23 protein-coding genes and 1 pseudogene are annotated in these 20,617 nt (G+C 35.3%); 19 read left to right on the plus strand and 5 right to left on the minus strand.

The window, feature by feature from the left end; translation table 11 throughout:
• Positions 1–672 precede the first annotated feature (672 nt).
• A complete protein-coding gene (locus ACOMCU_RS08110; RefSeq protein WP_421049870.1) occupies positions 673–2,166 on the plus strand; it encodes a BglG family transcription antiterminator in 1,494 nt (497 codons plus the stop codon).
• Between the two features lie 814 nt (positions 2,167–2,980).
• Here ACOMCU_RS08110 and ACOMCU_RS08115 read toward each other — a convergent pair.
• On the minus strand, positions 2,981–3,322 hold the full coding sequence (locus ACOMCU_RS08115) for a helix-turn-helix domain-containing protein (RefSeq protein WP_421049986.1): 342 nt from the start codon (positions 3,320–3,322) through the stop codon (positions 2,981–2,983).
• 138 nt (positions 3,323–3,460) lie between these two features.
• Between ACOMCU_RS08115 and ACOMCU_RS08120 the strand changes: the two genes are divergently transcribed.
• Together ACOMCU_RS08120 and ACOMCU_RS08125 are read left to right on the plus strand one after the other, a co-directional pair.
• Positions 3,461–4,174: a DGQHR domain-containing protein gene (locus tag ACOMCU_RS08120; RefSeq protein ID WP_421049871.1), complete on the plus strand. Its 714-nt coding sequence runs from the start codon at positions 3,461–3,463 to the stop codon at positions 4,172–4,174.
• Between the two features lie 703 nt (positions 4,175–4,877).
• Entirely contained in the window at positions 4,878–5,099 is a 222-nt protein-coding gene (locus ACOMCU_RS08125; protein WP_421049872.1) for a hypothetical protein, read from the plus strand.
• 28 nt (positions 5,100–5,127) lie between these two features.
• On the opposite strand, the gene ACOMCU_RS08130 is transcribed toward ACOMCU_RS08125, so the two are convergent.
• Both ACOMCU_RS08130 and ACOMCU_RS08135 read right to left on the minus strand, forming a co-directional pair.
• Positions 5,128–5,703, minus strand: coding sequence for an HD-GYP domain-containing protein (locus ACOMCU_RS08130; RefSeq protein WP_230491924.1), 576 nt, complete (start codon positions 5,701–5,703; stop codon positions 5,128–5,130).
• A gap of 84 nt (positions 5,704–5,787) precedes the next feature.
• Positions 5,788–6,279 (minus strand): annotated as a pseudogene (locus ACOMCU_RS08135) (hypothetical protein); the annotation flags it as partial.
• A 372-nt stretch (positions 6,280–6,651) separates the two neighbouring features.
• Here ACOMCU_RS08135 and ACOMCU_RS08140 point away from each other — a divergent pair.
• Positions 6,652–6,939, plus strand: coding sequence for a late competence development ComFB family protein (locus tag ACOMCU_RS08140; RefSeq protein WP_010861377.1), 288 nt, complete (start codon positions 6,652–6,654; stop codon positions 6,937–6,939).
• 9 nt (positions 6,940–6,948) lie between these two features.
• Here ACOMCU_RS08140 and cysK read toward each other — a convergent pair whose 3' ends face one another.
• The gene (gene cysK / locus ACOMCU_RS08145; RefSeq protein ID WP_010861378.1) at positions 6,949–7,902 is read right to left on the minus strand and encodes a cysteine synthase A; all 954 of its coding nucleotides are present in this window, start codon (positions 7,900–7,902) and stop codon (positions 6,949–6,951) included.
• 198 nt (positions 7,903–8,100) lie between these two features.
• Here cysK and ACOMCU_RS08150 point away from each other — a divergent pair, with 198 nt between their 5' ends.
• From ACOMCU_RS08150 to ACOMCU_RS08160, 3 genes are all read left to right on the plus strand, one after another.
• Positions 8,101–8,463: a thioredoxin family protein gene (locus ACOMCU_RS08150; protein WP_080647775.1), complete on the plus strand. Its 363-nt coding sequence runs from the start codon at positions 8,101–8,103 to the stop codon at positions 8,461–8,463.
• Between the two features lie 182 nt (positions 8,464–8,645).
• Positions 8,646–8,831: a hypothetical protein gene (locus ACOMCU_RS08155; protein ID WP_421049873.1), complete on the plus strand. Its 186-nt coding sequence runs from the start codon at positions 8,646–8,648 to the stop codon at positions 8,829–8,831.
• Positions 8,832–9,058: 227 nt separating this feature from the next.
• The gene (locus ACOMCU_RS08160) at positions 9,059–9,475 is read left to right on the plus strand and encodes a VOC family protein (protein ID WP_421049874.1); all 417 of its coding nucleotides are present in this window, start codon (positions 9,059–9,061) and stop codon (positions 9,473–9,475) included.
• 397 nt (positions 9,476–9,872) lie between these two features.
• Here the strand turns inward: ACOMCU_RS08160 and ACOMCU_RS08165 are convergent, their stop codons facing one another.
• Positions 9,873–10,472 carry a TetR/AcrR family transcriptional regulator gene (locus ACOMCU_RS08165; protein WP_010861382.1) on the minus strand — a complete coding sequence of 200 codons (600 nt, stop codon included), beginning with the start codon at positions 10,470–10,472 and terminating at the stop codon, positions 9,873–9,875.
• 107 nt (positions 10,473–10,579) lie between these two features.
• Between ACOMCU_RS08165 and ACOMCU_RS08170 the strand changes: the two genes are divergently transcribed.
• The 12 genes from ACOMCU_RS08170 to ACOMCU_RS08225 all read left to right on the plus strand — a co-directional run bounded on the left by ACOMCU_RS08170 (position 10,580) and on the right by ACOMCU_RS08225 (position 20,605).
• Complete coding sequence (locus ACOMCU_RS08170) at positions 10,580–11,266, plus strand: CoA transferase subunit A (protein WP_010861383.1); 687 nt, start codon at positions 10,580–10,582, stop codon at positions 11,264–11,266.
• Entirely contained in the window at positions 11,250–11,894 is a 645-nt protein-coding gene (locus ACOMCU_RS08175; RefSeq protein ID WP_421049875.1) for a 3-oxoacid CoA-transferase subunit B, read from the plus strand. Before ACOMCU_RS08170 ends, ACOMCU_RS08175 begins: the two co-directional genes overlap by 17 nt.
• A gap of 16 nt (positions 11,895–11,910) precedes the next feature.
• A complete protein-coding gene (locus tag ACOMCU_RS08180) occupies positions 11,911–13,221 on the plus strand; it encodes a GntP family permease (protein ID WP_010861385.1) in 1,311 nt (436 codons plus the stop codon).
• A gap of 19 nt (positions 13,222–13,240) precedes the next feature.
• Positions 13,241–14,197 (plus strand): 3-hydroxyacyl-CoA dehydrogenase family protein, encoded by a 957-nt coding sequence (locus ACOMCU_RS08185; protein WP_421049876.1) that lies wholly within the window; start codon positions 13,241–13,243, stop codon positions 14,195–14,197.
• A complete protein-coding gene (locus ACOMCU_RS08190) occupies positions 14,190–14,936 on the plus strand; it encodes a 3-hydroxybutyrate dehydrogenase (RefSeq protein WP_421049877.1) in 747 nt (248 codons plus the stop codon). Before ACOMCU_RS08185 ends, ACOMCU_RS08190 begins: the two co-directional genes overlap by 8 nt.
• A gap of 17 nt (positions 14,937–14,953) precedes the next feature.
• Positions 14,954–16,135, plus strand: coding sequence for a thiolase family protein (locus ACOMCU_RS08195; RefSeq protein ID WP_010861388.1), 1,182 nt, complete (start codon positions 14,954–14,956; stop codon positions 16,133–16,135).
• A gap of 564 nt (positions 16,136–16,699) precedes the next feature.
• Entirely contained in the window at positions 16,700–16,951 is a 252-nt protein-coding gene (locus ACOMCU_RS08200; RefSeq protein ID WP_421049878.1) for a hypothetical protein, read from the plus strand.
• A 1,637-nt stretch (positions 16,952–18,588) separates the two neighbouring features.
• Complete coding sequence (locus ACOMCU_RS08205; RefSeq protein WP_421049879.1) at positions 18,589–18,903, plus strand: hypothetical protein; 315 nt, start codon at positions 18,589–18,591, stop codon at positions 18,901–18,903.
• A gap of 400 nt (positions 18,904–19,303) precedes the next feature.
• Positions 19,304–19,606, plus strand: a complete 303-nt coding sequence (locus ACOMCU_RS08210) for a hypothetical protein (protein ID WP_010859067.1) — start codon at positions 19,304–19,306, stop codon at positions 19,604–19,606.
• A 65-nt stretch (positions 19,607–19,671) separates the two neighbouring features.
• Complete coding sequence (locus ACOMCU_RS08215) at positions 19,672–19,917, plus strand: hypothetical protein (protein ID WP_010859066.1); 246 nt, start codon at positions 19,672–19,674, stop codon at positions 19,915–19,917.
• Between the two features lie 76 nt (positions 19,918–19,993).
• Positions 19,994–20,338, plus strand: coding sequence for a hypothetical protein (locus tag ACOMCU_RS08220; RefSeq protein ID WP_421049880.1), 345 nt, complete (start codon positions 19,994–19,996; stop codon positions 20,336–20,338).
• An 87-nt stretch (positions 20,339–20,425) separates the two neighbouring features.
• Positions 20,426–20,605, plus strand: a complete 180-nt coding sequence (locus tag ACOMCU_RS08225) for a hypothetical protein (RefSeq protein ID WP_421049881.1) — start codon at positions 20,426–20,428, stop codon at positions 20,603–20,605.
• The last annotated feature ends 12 nt before the right edge of the window (positions 20,606–20,617 follow it).

Consider the following 20,617-nt stretch of genomic DNA (forward strand, 5'->3'; position numbering starts at 1 on the left):
TAGCACGCTCCTGTAAATTGGTAGTCTAAGTGTACTAGCCCTTATTTTTTATGTCCAACTTAGTGTAGCCGATTCACATAAATGTTCCAATTGTTGCAGGAAGGACACTTCATACACTTCATAGTATCTATTAAAATATAATTTCGTATAATAACTCGTTTAGTTTAATCTATAAAATGACTTAAAGCCTTGTAGATATAGGGTTAGAAAGTTTATGGTTTATTATTTGGAAATTATATGGTTTATGTCAAAGCTATGTCAATGAAAAAAATGATTTCTCTTTATTCTAATACTTTTGTCATAGTTTTAAATTGGTGGATGGTTTATTTGAATTATATATACTTTGAAATATGCGGGATAAAAGAACCTCTATAAAGTACATATTATGGTATAATAAATGCTGTATTTTTATAATATAGAAATTTAAATTACTTTTTTAACGAATTGTATTAAAATGGTTTTGAATAAAAAGGAAATTTAGTTTGATAATAGCTCTTCACCAAAAGTTGTGGATGACATTTGTTAAAAAGCATGACGACTTCGTGAGGATCAGAGTGAAAGCGCACAGTCGGAACGGAAATAAACCACACGCTTATGGTGATGATCCCTGATAATAACATCATTTTAACAATTAATATGTTAGGGAAAATTAAGTTATAAAGGATGAAAATAATGCGTAATTTTTTTGTGGAGGATAATGGATTTGAAGTTAAGATGCAATCAGATTTACAACGAAAAATGAAAGAAATACAATTTCTTTCAAATGAAAAAAGGTGGTATACATTCGAAGAGATATCGAATGCCATAGAAGCTACAGATAAAACAATTAGAAAAGATTTGAATTATATAAAAGATGTAATACCTGAAAATTGGAGTATTGAAATAAAAAAAGGGTATGGTGTTCAATTAATAATGCCTATCCATGCATCAGTAAATGAAGTGATTACGTTATTTTTTAGAAAATCTTTAACATTTCAGATTTTAAATAAGTTAATAGTGAACAATGAAACAACGGTAGTGAATATAGCTGAAGAACTGTTTGTTCAACCATATGTCGTCTCTAAAGCTTTAAAAAAAGTTGAAAGAGACTTAGCTCATTTTGGTCTAAAACTTGAAAGGAAACCGATTAAGATAGTAGGTGATAACTGGAGAGTAATCCATATGTTTACGAAATTATATTCAAAAGCTTACATGAGTACAGATTGGCCATTTTCATTTGCCAAAGATGATATTTTTGATTTTTTAGAGAGAGTAGAAAATTCGATGGATATTGTTTTATATATAAGTTCTAGACGTAAATTTGCATATTTTTTAGCTATTTTACTATTAAGGAAACAACAAGGACATGAATTACAATGGATTAATGAATTTTCAAATCTTAATAGGGATACACCGCAGTACAATGAAATATCTTTACATTTAGATCAGTTTGAAAGAGATCATAATATATCATTTTCTGACGCAGAAAAAATTACTATAACGATTGTTTTTAAATGTTTCGATTATATATATAAGTATCCAGATAAAGAAAGAAAAAATGAAGTAAGCTTATTTTATGAAAGTAGTTTACCTGTGTATAATATCACAAGAGATTTTATATCTATGTTAGATAATAAATTCGGTAATTGTTATATTAAAGATGAGGAATTTATCTATTCAATTATTCTATACTTTAGGAAGAAAGTATATATTTTAAATTTGCTTTCTTATATTCCAGGTAATAAAAAAAACACTACATCTTCTTTGAAAAAACAACACTTTAAAACTTTTCTGAAAGTTAAGGACGTATATATAGATTGGGTACGAAAGCATAAAATAACTAATCATGTACCAGATGAAGAAATTATTAATATTGTAATGTACATAGAAGCTTCTCGAATTTCTAATGAATTTAGACCCAAAAAAACTCTTATCATTGCAGGAGAAGGAAGCGGCTGGGAAAAATATATTTCAGCGAAATTAAAGAATCAATTTGGAAATAAAATAGAATTTCCACCTCTTATTTCGACTAACTTAGCAGAAGAAAAAGAGTTGGAAGTAGATTATGATATAGATTTTATTATTTCTACTATACCGCTTAGAATAAAATCACATCTGGTCATACAAATCCAGCCTTTTGTAACAGAGCGGGATATTGATAATATAGGTAAATATATATATGAATAAGTGACATTACAACCATCGGATTATGCTTATGTTAGACATATAAACCTCAAATCTGTTCATCTGTTCTAGATGAGCGGATTTTTCATAACATTAACTTTTTAAATAGAAACTTGTTGTCATGTAAAAATTCGAAATTCCCTAACCAGTTCTCTTTAAGACCTTATTCCGTTAAATGGCCCTTTAACAGAACAACTTATTGTCACTCAACAGTTCGTTAATCGATCTTTCAATTCAGATGTTCTTTTCGTTTTCACTATAAAAATACCCTTTTAGATTACTAAACCAAAGGGGAAAACGGTCAAACCTTGTTTTAATCCACAATAACGTATTCGAACTTTTTTATAAACGTCGCGACTTTGTTTTAAACATCGCAACATTTTTATAAACTTCGTGACTTATTTCTAAGCTACAACCGAAATTTTAAATTTTTATTCAATGAGACTATACAAGGTCAGTCATGTATTAGAGTGTGATGATATAGAGAAAGATGTTGATAGTTTATTAAATATTCCGAAAGGTTGTTTTGTAAATGAATTTAAATAATGTGTATTATATTCTGTGGCAATTATGTTGTTGAGCTAAAAATGTTGATTACCTCATTGTCAGAATGAAATTTAAAATAATCCCTTTCCCAATGAGGTAACACCCTGAAGGTTTAACTGTCTGAATACTACCAAGGGGTGGCATAAATCATGTTCTTGAGTTGAATGAATATGGTGAATATCGTTGAATGTATTGGAAGTTGCATAAAATAATGATTAATGCCAGCAAACGTGTTAAAACTTTGCTGGGATTTTTTAGTTTCATTAAGCAGCTAGTTATCTAGTGCTTTTAAAATTTCATCGACCACTTTTAATACCATTTTTATTTCTGTTTCAGATCTGTTAATTAGTCTTCCGTTTAAAATTTTTAAAAGTTCGTCATTTCTAAAGTGTTGTTCTGGATTTGATATTTCATTGAATAATAAAATTGTATATGGTGACACTTCAAGACCAAGTGCTAATTTTTCAAGGGTTTGGAGTGTAATATTCTTTTCCCCTCGCTCAATACGAGCCAAATAAGATATTTCTAAATTGCATCTTTCAGCAAATTCTTCTCGTGTTAACCCTTTAAGATTTCGTAATTCTCTTACATTATCTCCTACTAATTTTACTATTCACTTCACATTATCACCTCAATTTTAGACTATGTGAGGCTTTGAAACTCATGAAGGGACATTAAACACCAAAATGTTTGATTTTAGTCTCCAAAGACTTAATATACTTTAATGTAATTTAACGAGGAATAATACAAGATGAATAATTCATTAAGTTCAAATATTGCTATTGAGAATGTTATACAATCAAAAACGAGAGGGCGTGTAACTTATCAAGGTGCTGTTTCGTCTCAAATCGCAGTCAATTTTGCATATTCAAAGCTATATAATGACCCGTCTGGCAAAGGATATCAGCGCCCCATTAGCAAAAAACGCTGCGCTGATTTTGCAAATTATCTTTCACAGGGAGAAAGCTCTTTATATACGCCGATACTTTTAAATGCGAGTGGAAACTGGGAATTTCAAGCTTATGATAGGTCGCGTCCTTCATTTGGCAGATTAATTTGTAGGAACAAGGCTACATTAATGGACGGACAGCATCGATTAGGGGGGATTAAGCAATATATTGAGGAGACAGGTACGACATTGAATGTCCCATTTTTAGCATTTCATTACTTTGATGAAGATGAGGAAATCCGACTTTTTGATGTGATAAACACGAAAGCAAAAGGAATTGGCACTTCATTAAGTCGTTATTTAAACCGGGAAAGTGATGATTTGAGTTGGGTGGCTACTAATTTAATATTAAAACCAGTAAGTCCATTCTTTACTAAAGGAACATTAATCGGGATTCGAAGTAAGGAACGAAATATTACTTTACAGAATTTGTATAATATTGTTTATTTGCTAACAAAGAAATGTGACTTAGCAAAGCTTTCTAAAGAAAAGAAGCTTAACTTGACGTTATTTTAATTTAATCAAGGAATTATTCCCGGACGAATGGGAAGACAATAAGCTTTATCGTATGACATATGTTACTTGTTTAAATGCTTTATCGATAGCAGGGAATATTATTATTAATGATAATTATTTAAATAAATCACAGTAACCTGATTCAGTAAAAATCGCAAATATGATGACGCATTTAAGTAATATTGATTGGCTTGCAATAGGGGATTTGAAATATCTGAAGGGAATTGGTGGATCAAAAATGCTAGCTGAAGATATTTTGAATTGTGTTAAATAATATATAATTTAAAAATGTCTGCTTGTAATGAAAAAAATTAGCTGTAACTAACATGAATTAATGTTAATGAACTTACTTGTTCTGAACATACTCATCTCCATCCTCCAAATGAAACGCCCTGTAAAAGTTAGACCACAAAATCTAACTTTTGCGGGGCGTTTTATGTCCAAATTTTTTCTGATGAAGATTGGCATTTACACGTATCTAATCCTTGTCATATTTTATTGTTTCGCTGTGCTCCTACTGTCCACCTGTCCAAACTGTTTATTTCGAAATTTAAAATAACTAATTTATTAAATATAATAAGTGTACTTTTTATTATATGTAAATATTTTAATGGTAAGTTGTTAACGGTATTTTTTAATATGTTCAGGATTCAATTTTTATAAGAAAATATACCTATAGAATATATAGGCAGGGAGAGATAGGATGGATTTTTTTCATGTAACACTTCAAAAAATTACGGACAATCGGTATTTAATTGCGATTCGTAATTCATTTACTATGTTAATCCCTTTGATATTAGTAGGTTCGATGGCTAGTTTAATAAATAACTTTCCAATTATGGGGATACAGAATTTAATTAATGAAACGTTTTTAGGACAGCTGTTAAAAAGTGTAAATTGGACCATTTGGAACGCTTCTATTTAGCTAATTACATAGATAATTTGTTAAATTTTTATTCGTTATTTTTATTCTTCAAAAGTTCAATCCACTTAGGATATACCTTTTGAAAAGTTTCTATTAAACTCGGATCGAATTGAGTACCTGCCCCTTCAATAATCCGTTTATAAGCTTCTTCTGCGGACAGTGCATTACGGTAAGACCTTGTAGATGTCATTGCATCAAACGCATCGGCAATAGAAACAATTCTTGCATTTAAAGGAATTTCATGACCTTTTAATCCGTCTGGATAACCACTTCCATCCCATTTCTCATGATGAGAACGTATTATAGACCGATGTTTATGAATAAAAGGAGGAGTAAATGAAAGATTATTCAATAATTTTGCGCCAAGAAGACTGTGTTTTTTAATAACACTATATTCTTCATTTGTAAGATGAGAATCTTTATTTAGAATTTCATCGGGTATTCCTATTTTCCCAACATCATGTAATAAACAAGCGAGATAGAAATTTTCCAAATCTTTTTTTGTATATATTCGGCTTTCTTCAGCAAGAATTGTTGCATATTCGGCAACTCGTTCACTATGACCTTTTGTATACGGATCCTTTAGCTCTAATATTTCCATCATTAATAAAATGTTATCCTTTATTCGTATTTCATATTCTGATTTAAATGTTCTAACTAAAAATTTTAGAGTGAACAAGATTAAAATAGAAACAAGTACAGCTGTATTAAATGCGAAAATTAACTCATCTAGATAATAAGCTGGGTAGAAATAAAATAGTATAAGATATTTTAGTAAAACAAAGAAAGAAAGAATACAAAGGAACGAGATACTTAAAAACATAGGTGAAAATATAATCATGAAGGAATCAATATAGGATGCGATGATGAACTTTTCAAAGTCATCAATAAGGACAATATCGTGTACGATCCTATAGATGATATAGAGTACAAGAAATACGTATTTTAAGTATTTTTGTTTTTTTATTAAGTATGTATTTATCAATAGGAAAGTCGAAAATAATAAGAGGAAAATTAGGAATTCTAGTATAGTTATTTTTAACGAGAGTATAGTAATAAAGATTATAAAATCATAGAAAATATGAGCTGATAAAAGTATATATAATACAATTATAAATAACGCACTTATCAATAATTTAGTTGATGCAATTTTATTAAAATTAATTTTTTTTGTCCTCATGATTATCACCTATTAAATCGAATATTTTATACCCATTACTATAAGATTATTCACTTCATCATTTTTTGATAGAAGTGTTATTAATTATTTTATATTTAAGTGGCTCGTGGTTTATTATTATTTTTCATGAGCTACTGTATAATTTATCATAAGAGTGAAAAGTTATACCTATTAAATTGTACCTAATAGTAGGTACAATTTAATAGGATGATTTTCGTATAATTCGATATAATTTTACTTAGAAGATTACCTATCTCCCGGTGAATGAATGAAGCCAGTTGGCTAGAAATTCTTGAGCAAGGCTTTGTTAACACTATTATCGTTTCAGGAATAGTAAAACAATAAAATATAAAATGAGGTGAAGGTTTGAATATGTCAAATCCTATTTTAGTAAATGTTACAGAAGAAATTGTGCGTGGTTTAGTGAGCTTTCTACTACAAGGACCGGAATATCAAACATTTTGTAGATGTGAAACCTGTGAACTTGCCGTAGTAGCACATACACTGAATGCATTGCCAAACACGTATGTTACATCTAATGAATCCCGAGATGCAGCGTTTAAAATGATGAAAACTCCTGAAAATCTGAAATTAATCAATAAAGAGATTATTCATGCATTACATGCGGAAAATAATCATCCTCAACCAATATCTTCATAATTGAAACATCTAGATCCCAAGAGAGCCAAAATTAGAAACGCCAAACAACCCGTCCATACTTAAGTAACGCTCTCCATTATCAGGCGCTATACAAAGAACTCGTTTACCACGACCTAACTCGCGAGCTTTTTGAATCGCTGTCCATACTGCTGCCCCTGAAGAAGGCCCCACTAAAATTCCTTCCAATCTTGCTAAATCACGCGTTGTCTGCAATGCATTTTCATCTGTTACTTGTACAATATCATCATAAACATCCGTATTTAAAATAGGGGGAATGAATCCTGGACTCGTGCCAACGAGTTTATGCTGGCCCGGTTGCCCGCCTGAGAGTACCGGGGAACCCTTTGGCTCAACAACAATCACTTCTAGATTAGGCAATTTTTCTTTTAAAACTTCACCCGTTCCAGTAATTGTACCGCCTGTTCCAGCAGTAGCAACAAAGACATCTAATCTACCCGCTGTTTGTTTTAGGATTTCTGGCGCAGTTGTAATTCGATGAATCGCTGGATTTGCTGGATTTTCGAACTGTTGCGGAACAAAACTGTTATCTATTTGGCTATGTAATTCAAGTGCTTTTTTTACAGCTCCCGGCATTTTTTCGACAGCAGGAGTCAAAATAACTTGCGCACCATAGGCCTTTAATATGGATATTCGTTCTCGCGTCATGTTATCAGGCATAACAAATATCGCTTTATATCCTTTAGCAGCAGCATTCATTGCTAGCCCAATACCTGTATTACCACTAGTCGGCTCAATAATCGTAGCCCCTTCTCCGATTAATCCTTGACGCTCAGCTTGTTGAATTAAAGAATAGGCTGCACGATCTTTTACGCTACCACTTGGGTTAAAATACTCTAATTTAACAAGGACTTCTGCACACGTTTCGTCTACAAGTTGATTTAATCGAACGATTGGCGTATTCCCAACCAAATCTAATATAGAATTATATAATATATTCTTCATCTAATCACTTCCAATTCATTATTTTACTTAACTTAATTACATCTCTTTCAAGTAAGGATAAAATTATTATTACTTGTTTACAAGGTATTAGAACATATTTGTTCGAAAATTACATCTATTTAAGTTGATTTCATAATTTCAATTCTATAGTATCAAGATTAAATACTTACCTGAAATATAAAATAACATTATTCGAATATGGTATTATTAGAAAAAATAACAGTTATTAAGGAGATTTTTTTAGTGGAAAATTTACAATCGATTGAGCAATTTGAAGAACTAAAAAAGGGTGAACATACGATATTTGTTTTTTCAGCAGATTGGTGTGTAGATTGTCGTGTCATTGATCCTATACTACCTGCAATAGAAGAAAATTATGCTGATTATCGTTTTGTTAAGATTGACCGCGATCAATTCATCGATCTATGTATCGAATTAGATGTATATGGTATTCCAAGTTTTCTTGCTTACGATAAAGGGTATGAAGTAGGCCGATTTGTTAGTAAGGACCGCAAAACACAACAAGAAATCGAAGCTTTTATTGATGGATTAAAAGCATGATTTACAGAGAAATCTAATCTCACCGAATATGGTAGCGAGCACTGAACAAATGAAATGCCAAAAAAGGCAATCTCACTATGTTATGAGTTGCCTATTTTTGCATGTAGGGTATGCCGGAGGTGCCCTTCTTATAATCATTCAACAATATTCATGTAAAAGAATAGCGTAGGGTGGTGGATAAGATGTGGTCACAAGTATATAGTGTTTTGATGCTAGTGGCTTCTTTAGTTATTGTTATGTCTAAAATAACCAAAGACAAAGAGCCACTAAACAAGATGTCGTGGATTCAAATTTCTGCGGTTGCCATTCTCTGCATTGTGGCCACTGGTTTAGCGGTAGGAATTATTTATGGTACGGTCAATTTGTAAAATAATTGAAACTTCATATAATAGTACGTTGGACCTTTTATCTCTTAACAATTATTGTCGCATTATTTCTAATTAGTTTGCTCGTTCAAAAGTTTCCTCCCAAACTAATTAAAAAATAACCGGCTATAAGGGAAAGCGCTCTTTCACTATGGAAACAGATTAGTGCACAACTACAATTTTGACAGGGCTTTTTTGCCTGTGCTAATGTGTACTTGAGGTGATAAAAAATGGCATATCAATCCCAAAATATCTTTATCAATTTACCTGTGAAAGACCTGAACAAGTCGACTACTTTCTTCAAGGAGCTAGGTTTTGAGTTCAACCTACAATTCACCACTGAGGACACAGCCAGTATGATTATCAGTGACAATATCTTTGCGTTGTTAATGCTGGAAGAACGTTTCAAAGAGTTTAGTAAGAAGAAAATTGTGGATACTGCTACTTCGGCACAAGCAATTTTCTGCTTATCAGCTGAAAGTCGAGATCAAGTGGATGCGTTGGTAAATAAGGCACTATCATCTGGTGGTAAATCTTCGAGTGACCCCCAAGATCATGGATTTATGTATGTTTGGGGTTTTCAGGACGTAGACGGTCATCTATGGGAAATCGCGTATATGGATGTAAGTGCAATGAATCAGGGATAAATGGTTTGAGCGTTTGTTGAATCAAATTTTATGTGCTACGGGATGATGTCTTAATAGATATCATCTTTTTTTACGTCTTATTCATGAGTAGACGGGAACAATATTTAACAAATTGAAAAATTTGGCAAGGGGCATCACATAATTGTTGCAGGACAACCGTTCCTTCGAATGCCTTTCACAGCATGCCACGCCAAAACCACTATCCAAAGCAAGTCTACTCTCAACGTAGGCACCACGGCAACGAGATAAACTTTGCTTGCACCCGTTTTTACCATGCCTGTGCAGCTTGATGGAAACCTGTGCCACCACGCGGTAAACTAACAGCTGAATTTTTGTCAACGGGCAGGTGTTTAAGGAAACTCTAGTGCATTTTATATTCAATCCGTTGTGTAAATAATTATAAACGGAGGCTTGTAACAAGTTGTTTCACAAGTGGTTTTCCTAGATCTTCCAATGTTACTTCATCTAACTGCAATCCCCAATAATAAATGGCTCCCATCAAACATTGTACAATCATCTGAAAAAACACTTTCGTGGACTCAACGTCTCTAATCGAGCTATCTTTTTTTCCTTCTTCAATAATTTGGCGCAGAATTACATATAATTTACGATTCTCATTTGTGAAAAAAGTATGCTCATTACTGATGATTGCTGCAGAGTAAATGACACGCATTAAATCTTTGCCCATCTCTTTTTCAATACAACGAAATACGGCAAGACAGAACGCTTCCAATCGTTCTATTGCTAAAGTATTTTCTAGCTTTATTTCCTCATAGATATGAACATATTTTTCATCCATTTCCATAAAACGCATCATGAAAATACTTGATTTAGAAGGAAAATGCTGATAAAAAGACCCCTTTGAAGTTTTACTCTCCTTGACAATTCGATCCACCGAAACGTTATCGTAGCCTAAGGTTTTGAATAAATCGAGTGCTACGGTCATGATATGAAGTTGTGTTTGAAGACCTTTTGTTGTTTTATTCTCTAAATCCATTCGTTTTTGCTCCTTAATGAAAAAATATTCTGAAAAATGTTTGACTATAACTTTACCTCATTATATCATCAGACTATAGTCTAGTCTAATGAGGAGGGGGATAAAAAATGGAAAAGCTGAAAAAAGCAGAAGAGCTAGCATTTTTGTTTAAAGATTCTATGCGTTTGTTAGTCGGAGGTTTTGGCATTTCAGGTACGCCGTTAACCTTATTAGATGCTGTTGCGCAGTTTGAGGCAGGAAATTATGAGGTTGTCAGCAATAATCTTGGGGATGACGGTAAAGGACTTCATAAAGTGTTCGAGGCAGGAAAAATCGAGAAAGCAATTGGTTCGTTTTTCACGATTAACAAAGAAGCGATTATGGCTTGGTCTCTGGGAAAGTTGAAAATTGATTTAATACCACAGGGGACTTTAGCAGAGGCGATTCGCTGTGGAGGTGCTGGCATTGGTGGTTTTTATACACCAACTGCTGTTGGGACACGACTAGCTGAAGGGAAGGAAGTCCGTGAAATTGATGGCGTTCGTTATTTATTTGAAAAAGCTATCAAAGGAGATATCGCCCTCATCAAAGCAGCGAAAGCCGATAAAGCAGGCAATCTGGTGTATCACACGACTGCAAGAAACTTTAACCCCATAATGGCCACTGCCGCTGAAGTAGTCATTGTGGAAGTTGATGAAATCGTTGAAATTGGGGAACTAAGCCCTGAAGAAATTGTCACACCACACATCTTTGTAGATTACGTAATTGAAAGTAAATACATCAAACAAGGGGGGACCTATGTTGAAGCCAAATAGTCGAGAAATAATTGCAAAGCGTATTGCACGTGAGCTAAAAGACGGCGATGTAGTAAATCTAGGTGTAGGAATTCCAACGCTTGTTTCGAAATATCTTGAAGATAAAAAGATATATTTACAAACTGAAAATGGCCTCATCGGCATGGGCCCCCCACCGAATGACAAGGAACAAGATATAGATTTAATCGATGCCAGCAAAGCGCCTGTGACAATAACGCCAGAAGCGGCATTTTTTGATAGCGCTTTCTCATTCGCGATGATTCGGGGGAAACACGTTGATGTAGCTGTTCTAGGAACACTTGAGGTTGACCGTTATGGTGAGATTGCGAACTGGTCTGTGCCAAATCAACCCATCTTAGGCGTCGGCGGCGCGATGGACCTAGTCGCTGGAGCGAAAAAAGTAATCGTAGCAAGTACTCTTTTTACAAAAGATGGTTCGTCTAAATTAGTGGATACGTTAACACTTGATTCTAGCGGTGAACGGCGTGTTAATCAATTTGTGACGGAGTATGCGAACTTTATATTCCAAGATGGTGAGATTTTCATCAAGGATATTTATGGTGATTTAACAGTTGAAGAATTAGAAGCACGCATTGGTTTACCGTTAAGACGAAACATAAATAACTAATTGAAGGAGGAAGCCTATGTGGAGTTTGATTACGATTACGATTTCATTAATTCTATTAATCGTATTAGCACTAAGAGGATTTAGTATTATTATCATCGCTCCTGTTGTAAGTTTATTCGTCATGGTGACGAATGGATTTCCAATTCTAGAGACGTTCCAAGAAACGTACATGACAGGATTTATCGGCTATGTTCGAAATTATTTCCTTATTTTTTTATTTGCAGCGATGTTCGGTAAGCTCATGGATGATAGTGGTGCGGCTCGTCAAATCGCCAATCTTTTACTTCGAATTATCGGAAAAGATAGTAAATATAAAGTGTTAGTAGCCATTATGGTTATTTGTGCGTTCTTAACGTACGGTGGAATAAGTTTATTTGTCGTAATTTTCGCAGTATTACCAATCGCGAAGCCATTATTCAAAGAGTTAGATATTCCGTGGCATCTATTCATGGCCGCGTTTTTTACAGGGATTGGGACCTTTACAATGACGATGTTACCAGGAACGCCTTCTGTCCAGAACATTATCCCAACGAAGTACCTTGGGACAACTGTTACAGCGGCTCCTTTACTAGGGATTATTGCAGCGGTGTTCGTCATTGCGATTAACTTATGGTACATGAAGTTTGCGTTAAAACGTTCAGAACAACGCAAGGAAACGTATGCAGGTATGACAAATCCAGATAAAGATGGTACAGAAGGCATCAAAGATATCTACGAGGGTCGTGCATTACCAAATGCGATTGTGAGTTTAATTCCGCCAGTTGCTTTGTTAATTGCATTGAATATCTTCAAGGTTGAAATCATATACACGCTGATGGGTGTTGTAGTATTAGCAAGCGTATTATTTTGGAAGTACATTGAAATCAAGAAAAATACATTGAACGAAGGGGCTGTATCAGCGGTACTGCCAATTATCAATACGAGCGCTGACGTTGGTTATGGCTCGGTCATTGCGATTACAACAGGTTTCGGCATTTTCAATGAAGCGATGGCGCAAATTCCAGGTAGTCCACTGATTTCACTGTTCTTAGCAACAACGGCACTTGCAGGAATCACAGGGTCTTCAAGTGGTGGACTAGGCATTGCGATGGAAGCACTATCATCTACTTACCTGAAAATGGGGTTAAATCCAGATGCTATGCACAGGGTAGCGGCCATTGCGTCGGGCGGTCTAGATTCACTACCACATAATGGTGCTGTTATTACGATTTTAGTAGCTTCAAAGTTAACACATAAAGATGCTTACAAGCATATCTTTGCAGTTTCCGTTGTTGCACCATTAATTGCAAGTATTCCAATGCTTATAGCAGCAGTTTTATTATACTAACACTTAAGGGGGAAGGTAGATGATTCGAAAAATTGGGGTTATTGGATCGGGAACAATGGGGTTTGGCATTGCGTTTCAATTTATCACGAAAGGACTGCCTGTGATTTTACAGGATATTAACGAAGAATCCCTACAATTAGCGCGCGAAAAACTGAAAACCTATCTGAAGATTTTCAGTGAGGAGGGGACAGTGTTTGAAGATTCAGATGAAATAATTATAGAACGGTTAACCTGTACTACAAATATAGAAGAGCTTGCTGATTGTGATTTGGTCATTGAATCTGCAACAGAAAATCTGGAGCTCAAGCAGAAAATCTTTCAGCAACTGGATGAGGTTTGCGCTGAACACACAATTTTAGCATCAAATACTTCCAGTTTAAAACTTTCAGAAATCGTACGTCATCTAGAAAAGCGTAAGGATAAAGTGCTGCTCACCCATTTTTTTAATCCAGCGCATATTGTACCGCTTGTGGAGCTGCTAAAAGGACCTGATACAAAGCAGGAGACATACGATGAAGTAGATGCATTGATGAAAAAAGTGGGAAAAGTGACGATTGAAGTTCGCCGTGAAGTGCCAGGGCTGGTAGCAAACCGTATGCAAGTAGCATTAGCGCGTGAAGCTTTAGCATTGTTAGAAGACGGCGTTGTGTCAGAGGAGGATATAGAAAGTGCGATATTCGCAGGTCCAGGCTTCCGATTTGCGTCGAGTGGTTTACTGAAGATTATTGATTTTGGTGGACTAGATATTTGGGGCATCGTATTGGATCAATTACAGCCAGTGATAGAATCAAAAGTTCGTTCGTTTAGCGTCATTAAAGATAAATCCGAACAAGGCAATCTAGGCGTCAAATCTTCTAAAGGTTTCTTTGAATATCCGGGGAAAGGCCTAGATGAATACGTAATCGAGCGTGATCGTTCGTTGATTCAACAGCTTAAAACATTTAGTAAAATTCAAAGGGGGCTTGAGCATGCGTAATATTCTAGTGACAGGTGCAGGCGGCGGTTTAGGAGCAGCGATGGTGGAGAAGTTTGTTGCACAAGGGGATTATGTATTCGCTGCAGATTTAAAGATGGAAGCAGCACAGGTAGTGGCAGACTTATATCCAGGGAAGGTTGAGGCGGTTGAGTTAGATGTTTCAAATGCAAATTCTGTCCAGCATGTCATAAATGGTATTTGTGAAAAACACGAACTTCATGTGCTTGTGAATAATGCGGGTCTTCAATACCGTGCTAAAATTGAAGATTTTCCAGAAGATAAGTGGGATTTACTGCAAAATGTCATGCTAAAAGGACCGTTCTTAATGACGAAATATGTGTTCCCGTATATGAAAAAGCAACAACATGGGTGTATCGTCAATATCTCATCGGTTCATGGTGAACTAGCAACTCCTGAAAAAGTAGCATATGTCGCAGCAAAGCACGGTGTAATTGGTTTAACACGTGTAGCAGCACTGGAAGGTGCATCACACGGAATTACGGTAAATGCCGTTCTACCAGGACCGGTAAAAACACCTTTACTTGTGAAACAATTAAATGATCTTGAAGAGAGCAGAGGCATGTCAGAGGCCGAGGCATTAAATGAAATTGTGTATCCGAAGCAAGCGATGCAACGTTTTATTACAGCTGAAGAAATTGCTGACAGTGTCTACTTCATTTCTTCGAAGCAAGCGACGGGTATTACTGGCGAAGCACTGAATGTTTCAGGTGGAATGTAAAAAAGGGGGATTTAACCATGTCGGCATATATTGTAAATGGTAGTAGAACAGCATTTGGTACATTTGGGGGCGCCTTTGCTAATACAACGGATATTGATCTTGGTGTGGTCGTTGTAAAAGAAGCATTACAGCGTTCAGGGGTGCAAGCAACTCAAATTGAAGAAATCGTCTTTGGTAATATCATTCAAACAACAAGTTCCGCGGCATACTTAGCACGTCATATCGGATTAAAAAGCGGATTACCGGAGGAAAGTACAGCACTTACGGTTAACCGTCTATGTGGTTCGGGCTTACAAGCGATTGTCTCCGCAGCACAGGAAATTGAACTTGGCAATGTGCAAGCCGCAATTGCTGGGGGGACTGAAAATATGAGCCAAGCACCTCAAGTTTTACGTGGTACACGCTTTGGATCACCCAATAAAGCACCAGTCGTAGAAGATATGTTGTGGGCGACTTTATACGATGAGGTTGCAGGCTGTGGTATGGGGGTGACGGCTGAGAACTTAGCGGAGAAATACGCAATATCACGAGAAGAACAGGATGAATTCTCCTACAATTCACATAAACGCGCAGCTGAGGCTCGTCGTTCAGGCCGTTTTGCCGAGGAAATTGCACCAGTTTTGGTGAAAACACGTAAAGGTATGGTGGAAATATCGGAGGATGAGCATATCCGTGAAGAAATTTCGTTGGAAGCCCTAGCAAAACTAAAACCGGCATTTAAAAAAGATGGGTCGGTATCAGCGGGGAACGCGAGTGGTATTAATGACGGCGCCGCAGCAATTGTGCTTGTATCAGAAGCTTTCTTACAGGAGCATCAGTTACAGCCATTAGCAAAAATCGTCGCTTCTGCAACGGCCGGTGTCGATCCAACGATCATGGGAATTGGCCCAGCTCCGGCGATTCGTAAAGTATTGAAAAAAGTAAATTTAACAGTAGAGGATATCGGATTATTTGAACTAAATGAAGCATTTGCAGCACAGTCATTAGCCGTTTTAAAGGAATTAGGTATTAATCAAGAGAAGGTGAATGTCAATGGCGGGGCAGTAGCACTGGGGCATCCAGTTGGGGCAAGTGGTGCGCGTATTACTTACTCGCTGGCATTAGAGATGCAAAAACGAGGCGTTCAATACGGCGTAGCGAGCTTATGCATCGGTGGCGGTCAAGGGATTGCTATTTTACTAGAAAATCCAGTCTTGTAGTCAGGCTCATGTGGATTAACACCGTTTAGGTTTATCTAGCAAAAAAATGATATACGGCGCGTAATGCGTCTAATCGGCTATTAAAGAATAAATACATTCTCATATGGATATAGAGTAGGGAGCAAATATTACAGTTGCTCTCTTTTTGATTATTACATTGTTTATACCTAGATTTTGAAGGTTAAAGATTATCCGAATGGAGGAGTAGGCTGGATCTCACGGCATAATAGGATAGAGATTAAGATGGCTGGACGTTGCAAGATAAATTGAGGATACCATTTTTTAAGATATTCAAGATAGGTAATTATATAAAATAATAGGAAAATCAAACTTGCCGAAGGAGCCTTCATCCACTCCGACCAAGGAGGCCATTCCAATGGAATTTAAAGCTCAGTACAGAAATCATCTTCTTAAAGCAGCTTAGCCTTATAAAAGGGTACAGTTTCTGCCCCCCTCACCTTATAAATTACCGAGAGACACCAACTTTCTAAAAACTACATTCATGAAATGGGATATTTCAGCTTTGTTTCGTTAATAATTAAGTATATGAAAAAGGAGGATATTATGCCTATTATGCCAGATAGTCCAAGTGTTGGTCCATATATGAAGGCCGTGTCAGCGTTTACTGAATTGGTTTTTAAGTTGTCCGGTATATATGGTGCGGGGGAGAACAATATAAACGGACAAGATCACATACCCCTTATTGCTCAGATAACATCAGAAATGGACAAATTACTAACCAATAAACTATACGATATTTTTTATACACAGTATAAAGGTACTCTTAGCGGGTTAAATATCCGTTACAAGGAATAAATAGAGATAAAGAAGTAAAGGATATGCTTCAAGAATGCAAGGAAAAACTAGATATCGTAATCGAAAGAGCCCAACGGATATATAACAACAAGAAAATCATAGCAGATAATTGCAAAGATCCTGACCCATCACCGGGCACTATATTTCTTCCTGTTTGTTCCTTATTAAGAGACAATGCTAATCAGGTGACGAAAATAATTTTAAATTTAGAAACGCAAAGAACAAGTATACAAACATCTATTTCAGTTGTACTTCTATAAGTACATATAGCTATATCACAGAAATGTATTTGTAGTGTAAATAAGAAAAAGGAGGGGTTTTCCCTCCTTAGATTGAACGACTTGAGAATGCCACTGCTTTTTTGAATGTCGTAGATTCTTACTGAATCCTTTATCATGTTACTGCTCGTTGAAGATAACAAAGCTGCTATTCCAGCTGAGCAGTTTATATATTCAATATTTTCAGCGATTGGTAAATCTATCTCGCATAGAATGAGTTTTTAATGATTCTGAATACAGGTAAGCTCCTGCTCTTTTAAGTAGTAGTATCCTGTATTAATTGTTGGGTGCCAGTTCTTGCTTGGGTCTTTACCCTTTAGTTGCTAGTATTCTATTCACAAGTACTAATTCATTTCTTTTGGATTTATAAGTATTCGACGAGCATAGATTTGTTTCATGTCACTTTGAAAGAGTAAATGATCGGCGTCTTCCACATGATGCGCCCAATTATGACGTTTAATGATTTTCCGGTGTCAGCATTTCTAATTGAGGTCGTTCATTATTTATATGTTTCGTCATCCTATCCATCACCACAATCATTGATAGACGACCACTAGTTGATTGGAGCGCAGGCGGCGACTTCTGCGGGAATAGCATGAGTTGAAGGCCCCACAGGAGCGTAGCGACGAGGAGACTGAAGCCATGGCCGCGAAAAGCGTCCGCTGTAGCGGAAATCAACGGAACGTAATCAAACTCAATTTTTGAGTTTGATTACAGTTATGGAACTTTTACCAATTTTACCCGTCAAAATTTATAATCTAGAAAGTTTATGGAGGAAATAAACAAGATGGTAGGTAAGAAAATGTGGAAAAAGCTTATATTCCCGATGATCTATGTAGTCGAGTGGGTTTTATTCTATTATGTTCTTCTCTGTGTCTTTGTTTTCCATTTGACTAATTTCTCTAACATTATTTTTATTGATATGCCTTGGGAAGAGCCGATCACCTTAACATCTTCTTTCATAAAGTCATTGCTTATAATAGTAGGGATAGGTTTGGTTTGCTTTTTTTATATTAGGTATTTAACAGGTAGTAGGGCCTATAAAAGATTTAAGGCTATCATTTGGGGACTTTTTTTCGGCTTAAACTCGTTAAGTTGTGTGATTTGCTTGAGTATTATTTATGGATTTCATTTGAATAATGAGGAAAGGATATTAATACTAATCGTTACTTTAATTAGTATCGCTCTGACAATGCAAATTATAACGAAACATGATTATGAAATGAAATAAAAAATCTTTCTTCAACCCGCCACAGCGCTTTACTTGAAGCTTATGAGCGGTTTAGATAACTCTTATTTTTCTTCAATTAAAGGAGCAGCATTGCTGAACAAGAAAGAAAACACAAAGTGGATTAAGATATGATTAGTTTGCTTAATATTGGAAGTCTCGTACTTGGACTAATTGCTTGGATTATTCCTGTTGTAAATCTTATGCGATATGAAAAGCATGGTCATAGCAAATGGGGCGGTCTTGCCATTTTGAGCATCAGTGCTTGTGCTATTTCGCTATGTTTCCAGATTTTCTATAACTATCATCTAGTAAAGATTGAGGATTGGTCTGCTCTTATGGACACAATGGGTGCTGTGGCTTTCGCAGCGGCAATTCTTGTCATCGTTACCATCCTATTAAATGCAATTACTTTGATTGTTTATCGTGACAGAACAGTAAAGTAGGTTGAATGATTTTTGGTTGAAGAGTAATAGTGGAATAATTTTATTTGCCTTATATTGTCAAAAAAGTAGAATGAGTATTGATTGCAAAATATAAGAGTTGAAAATATATATTTTCAACATACATTCTTTACAATATTATTCCTTTAGGTTTCTTACTGTTGCTTGTTTATATGTTTATAGATATATTTCTTGATTATTTTAGAAAAATAAATAGAAGTTATGTAAGAAGAGTCCTTTTATCCAGTTTCCTCTTTTATTTAATGAGTTTAATTCAAATAAAATTCGGTGGAATTACACTTCCTCCTCAAAATCCAACTGACATGGGTAGTACATTTATATCAACGAATGACTGGTTTGGCATATATGATACGATACAGTTCAAGATTTTAATGGGGGATCTTTGGCTGTATTTTATAACGTGTTACTATTCATTCCCCTGGGCATGTATGTAGCTCTGTTCAATTTACATAATATAAAGAAAGTAATTGCTATGGTTATTTTCAGTTGTATGACAATCGAAATTTCCCGACTTCTTTTTAGCGGGCTTGGATTAGTTGTGCCACGCCATACGGGTATGGAAATTGGCTACATGCTACTTAACATTCTTGGAGGAATTCTTGGATTTTTATTAGGGAAAGCAACGATAAAAATATTCAACTTACAAAAACAGACAATGGAAGCCGAAGCATCAAATACTATTTAACTCACGGGGACTTTGATTCAAGAAAGGGTCAACGTTCTTTTTGTTGAACGAAGGGAGTTTAAATGATGAATGATTACAAATATGAAGAATTTCTTGAAGATTTACATATGGGTAGAGAGATACATTTCATTTATAAAAAGGAAAATTACTATATAGGTCATGGAACAGGTCGGTATATGTTTTGGAAGTTCTATGATTCTGCAAGTGAAATCATAGGAGAAGATGTTGAAAATTTACTTCGAAAAGTAAACCTTGATGGCAAACGAATCAAGGAAGTTTGGGACTTGATGACGATTGATAGTATTTTCTGATAGAAAGAAGTTGCGAAACGGACGAAGCTTTACTAGTAGATCATTGAGCTGTTTACACTAAATGGGGGTAAGACTATTGAGGAAAGATACTATGTCCCTTGTGAATTTTGTCATTATTTGGGGCATACCAACATTTATGGTTGTTAGAGGTTATTTAAAAATGAATACGGACGATAGAAAATCAGCCATGCATGATTTTAGGTCCCGCCGTTTTATTTTTACAATTGGTTTTATCGTAATAGGATCTTTTTTTGCACATTTAGGAACTTTATTTGGAGTAAGCATCATGAAAATAATGGGTATTACTTTAATGTTTTTAGGCGGAATCTTGTCAATGTTAACTATATGGAAGAAAAGTAAAATCAGAAGTTTATTAATATTTGTTATATTAACAATAAGTATTTATATATATATTATGTAACTCAATTTTTTAGTGCCCTAATTTATAAGAAATGGGAATAATAGAGACTTGGTCAGGAAGACGCCCACCTCAAGTGGAAAGAGGAGGATGCGTAAACTGGTGATCGATCAACGCCGTAATAGCCCGATTAGTTCAACTAACAATCAGCGGGGGATGAAGAAAATCCCGCTGATTGCAGTTTCACTTTATAGTTCAAAGACTTTACGTAAACGTGCCGCAACTATTGATGACCATTTTCATTGCATGTGCATCTTAATCATCTGTTAAAAGAATTAGCTT

The sequence above is a fragment of the Lysinibacillus sp. UGB7 genome, assembly GCF_049058285.1.
GTDB classification, from domain to species: domain Bacteria; phylum Bacillota; class Bacilli; order Bacillales_A; family Planococcaceae; genus Lysinibacillus; species Lysinibacillus sphaericus_B.

Coding starts and splice junctions, on each gene's coding strand:
- ACOMCU_RS08110 (WP_421049870.1), top strand. CDS start 673: ATGCGTAATTTTTTTGTGGAGGATAATGGATTTGAAGTTAAGATGCAA.
- ACOMCU_RS08120 (WP_421049871.1), top strand. CDS start 3,461: ATGAATAATTCATTAAGTTCAAATATTGCTATTGAGAATGTTATACAA.
- ACOMCU_RS08125 (WP_421049872.1), top strand. CDS start 4,878: ATGGATTTTTTTCATGTAACACTTCAAAAAATTACGGACAATCGGTAT.
- ACOMCU_RS08130 (WP_230491924.1), bottom strand. CDS start 5,703: ATGATGGAAATATTAGAGCTAAAGGATCCGTATACAAAAGGTCATAGT.
- ACOMCU_RS08140 (WP_010861377.1), top strand. CDS start 6,652: ATGTCAAATCCTATTTTAGTAAATGTTACAGAAGAAATTGTGCGTGGT.
- cysK (WP_010861378.1), bottom strand. CDS start 7,902: ATGAAGAATATATTATATAATTCTATATTAGATTTGGTTGGGAATACG.
- ACOMCU_RS08150 (WP_080647775.1), top strand. CDS start 8,101: ATGGTATTATTAGAAAAAATAACAGTTATTAAGGAGATTTTTTTAGTG.
- ACOMCU_RS08155 (WP_421049873.1), top strand. CDS start 8,646: ATGTGGTCACAAGTATATAGTGTTTTGATGCTAGTGGCTTCTTTAGTT.
- ACOMCU_RS08160 (WP_421049874.1), top strand. CDS start 9,059: ATGGCATATCAATCCCAAAATATCTTTATCAATTTACCTGTGAAAGAC.
- ACOMCU_RS08165 (WP_010861382.1), bottom strand. CDS start 10,472: ATGGATTTAGAGAATAAAACAACAAAAGGTCTTCAAACACAACTTCAT.
- ACOMCU_RS08170 (WP_010861383.1), top strand. CDS start 10,580: ATGGAAAAGCTGAAAAAAGCAGAAGAGCTAGCATTTTTGTTTAAAGAT.
- ACOMCU_RS08175 (WP_421049875.1), top strand. CDS start 11,250: ATGTTGAAGCCAAATAGTCGAGAAATAATTGCAAAGCGTATTGCACGT.
- ACOMCU_RS08180 (WP_010861385.1), top strand. CDS start 11,911: ATGTGGAGTTTGATTACGATTACGATTTCATTAATTCTATTAATCGTA.
- ACOMCU_RS08185 (WP_421049876.1), top strand. CDS start 13,241: ATGATTCGAAAAATTGGGGTTATTGGATCGGGAACAATGGGGTTTGGC.
- ACOMCU_RS08190 (WP_421049877.1), top strand. CDS start 14,190: ATGCGTAATATTCTAGTGACAGGTGCAGGCGGCGGTTTAGGAGCAGCG.
- ACOMCU_RS08195 (WP_010861388.1), top strand. CDS start 14,954: ATGTCGGCATATATTGTAAATGGTAGTAGAACAGCATTTGGTACATTT.
- ACOMCU_RS08200 (WP_421049878.1), top strand. CDS start 16,700: ATGCCTATTATGCCAGATAGTCCAAGTGTTGGTCCATATATGAAGGCC.
- ACOMCU_RS08205 (WP_421049879.1), top strand. CDS start 18,589: ATGATTAGTTTGCTTAATATTGGAAGTCTCGTACTTGGACTAATTGCT.
- ACOMCU_RS08215 (WP_010859066.1), top strand. CDS start 19,672: ATGAATGATTACAAATATGAAGAATTTCTTGAAGATTTACATATGGGT.
- ACOMCU_RS08225 (WP_421049881.1), top strand. CDS start 20,426: ATGCGTAAACTGGTGATCGATCAACGCCGTAATAGCCCGATTAGTTCA.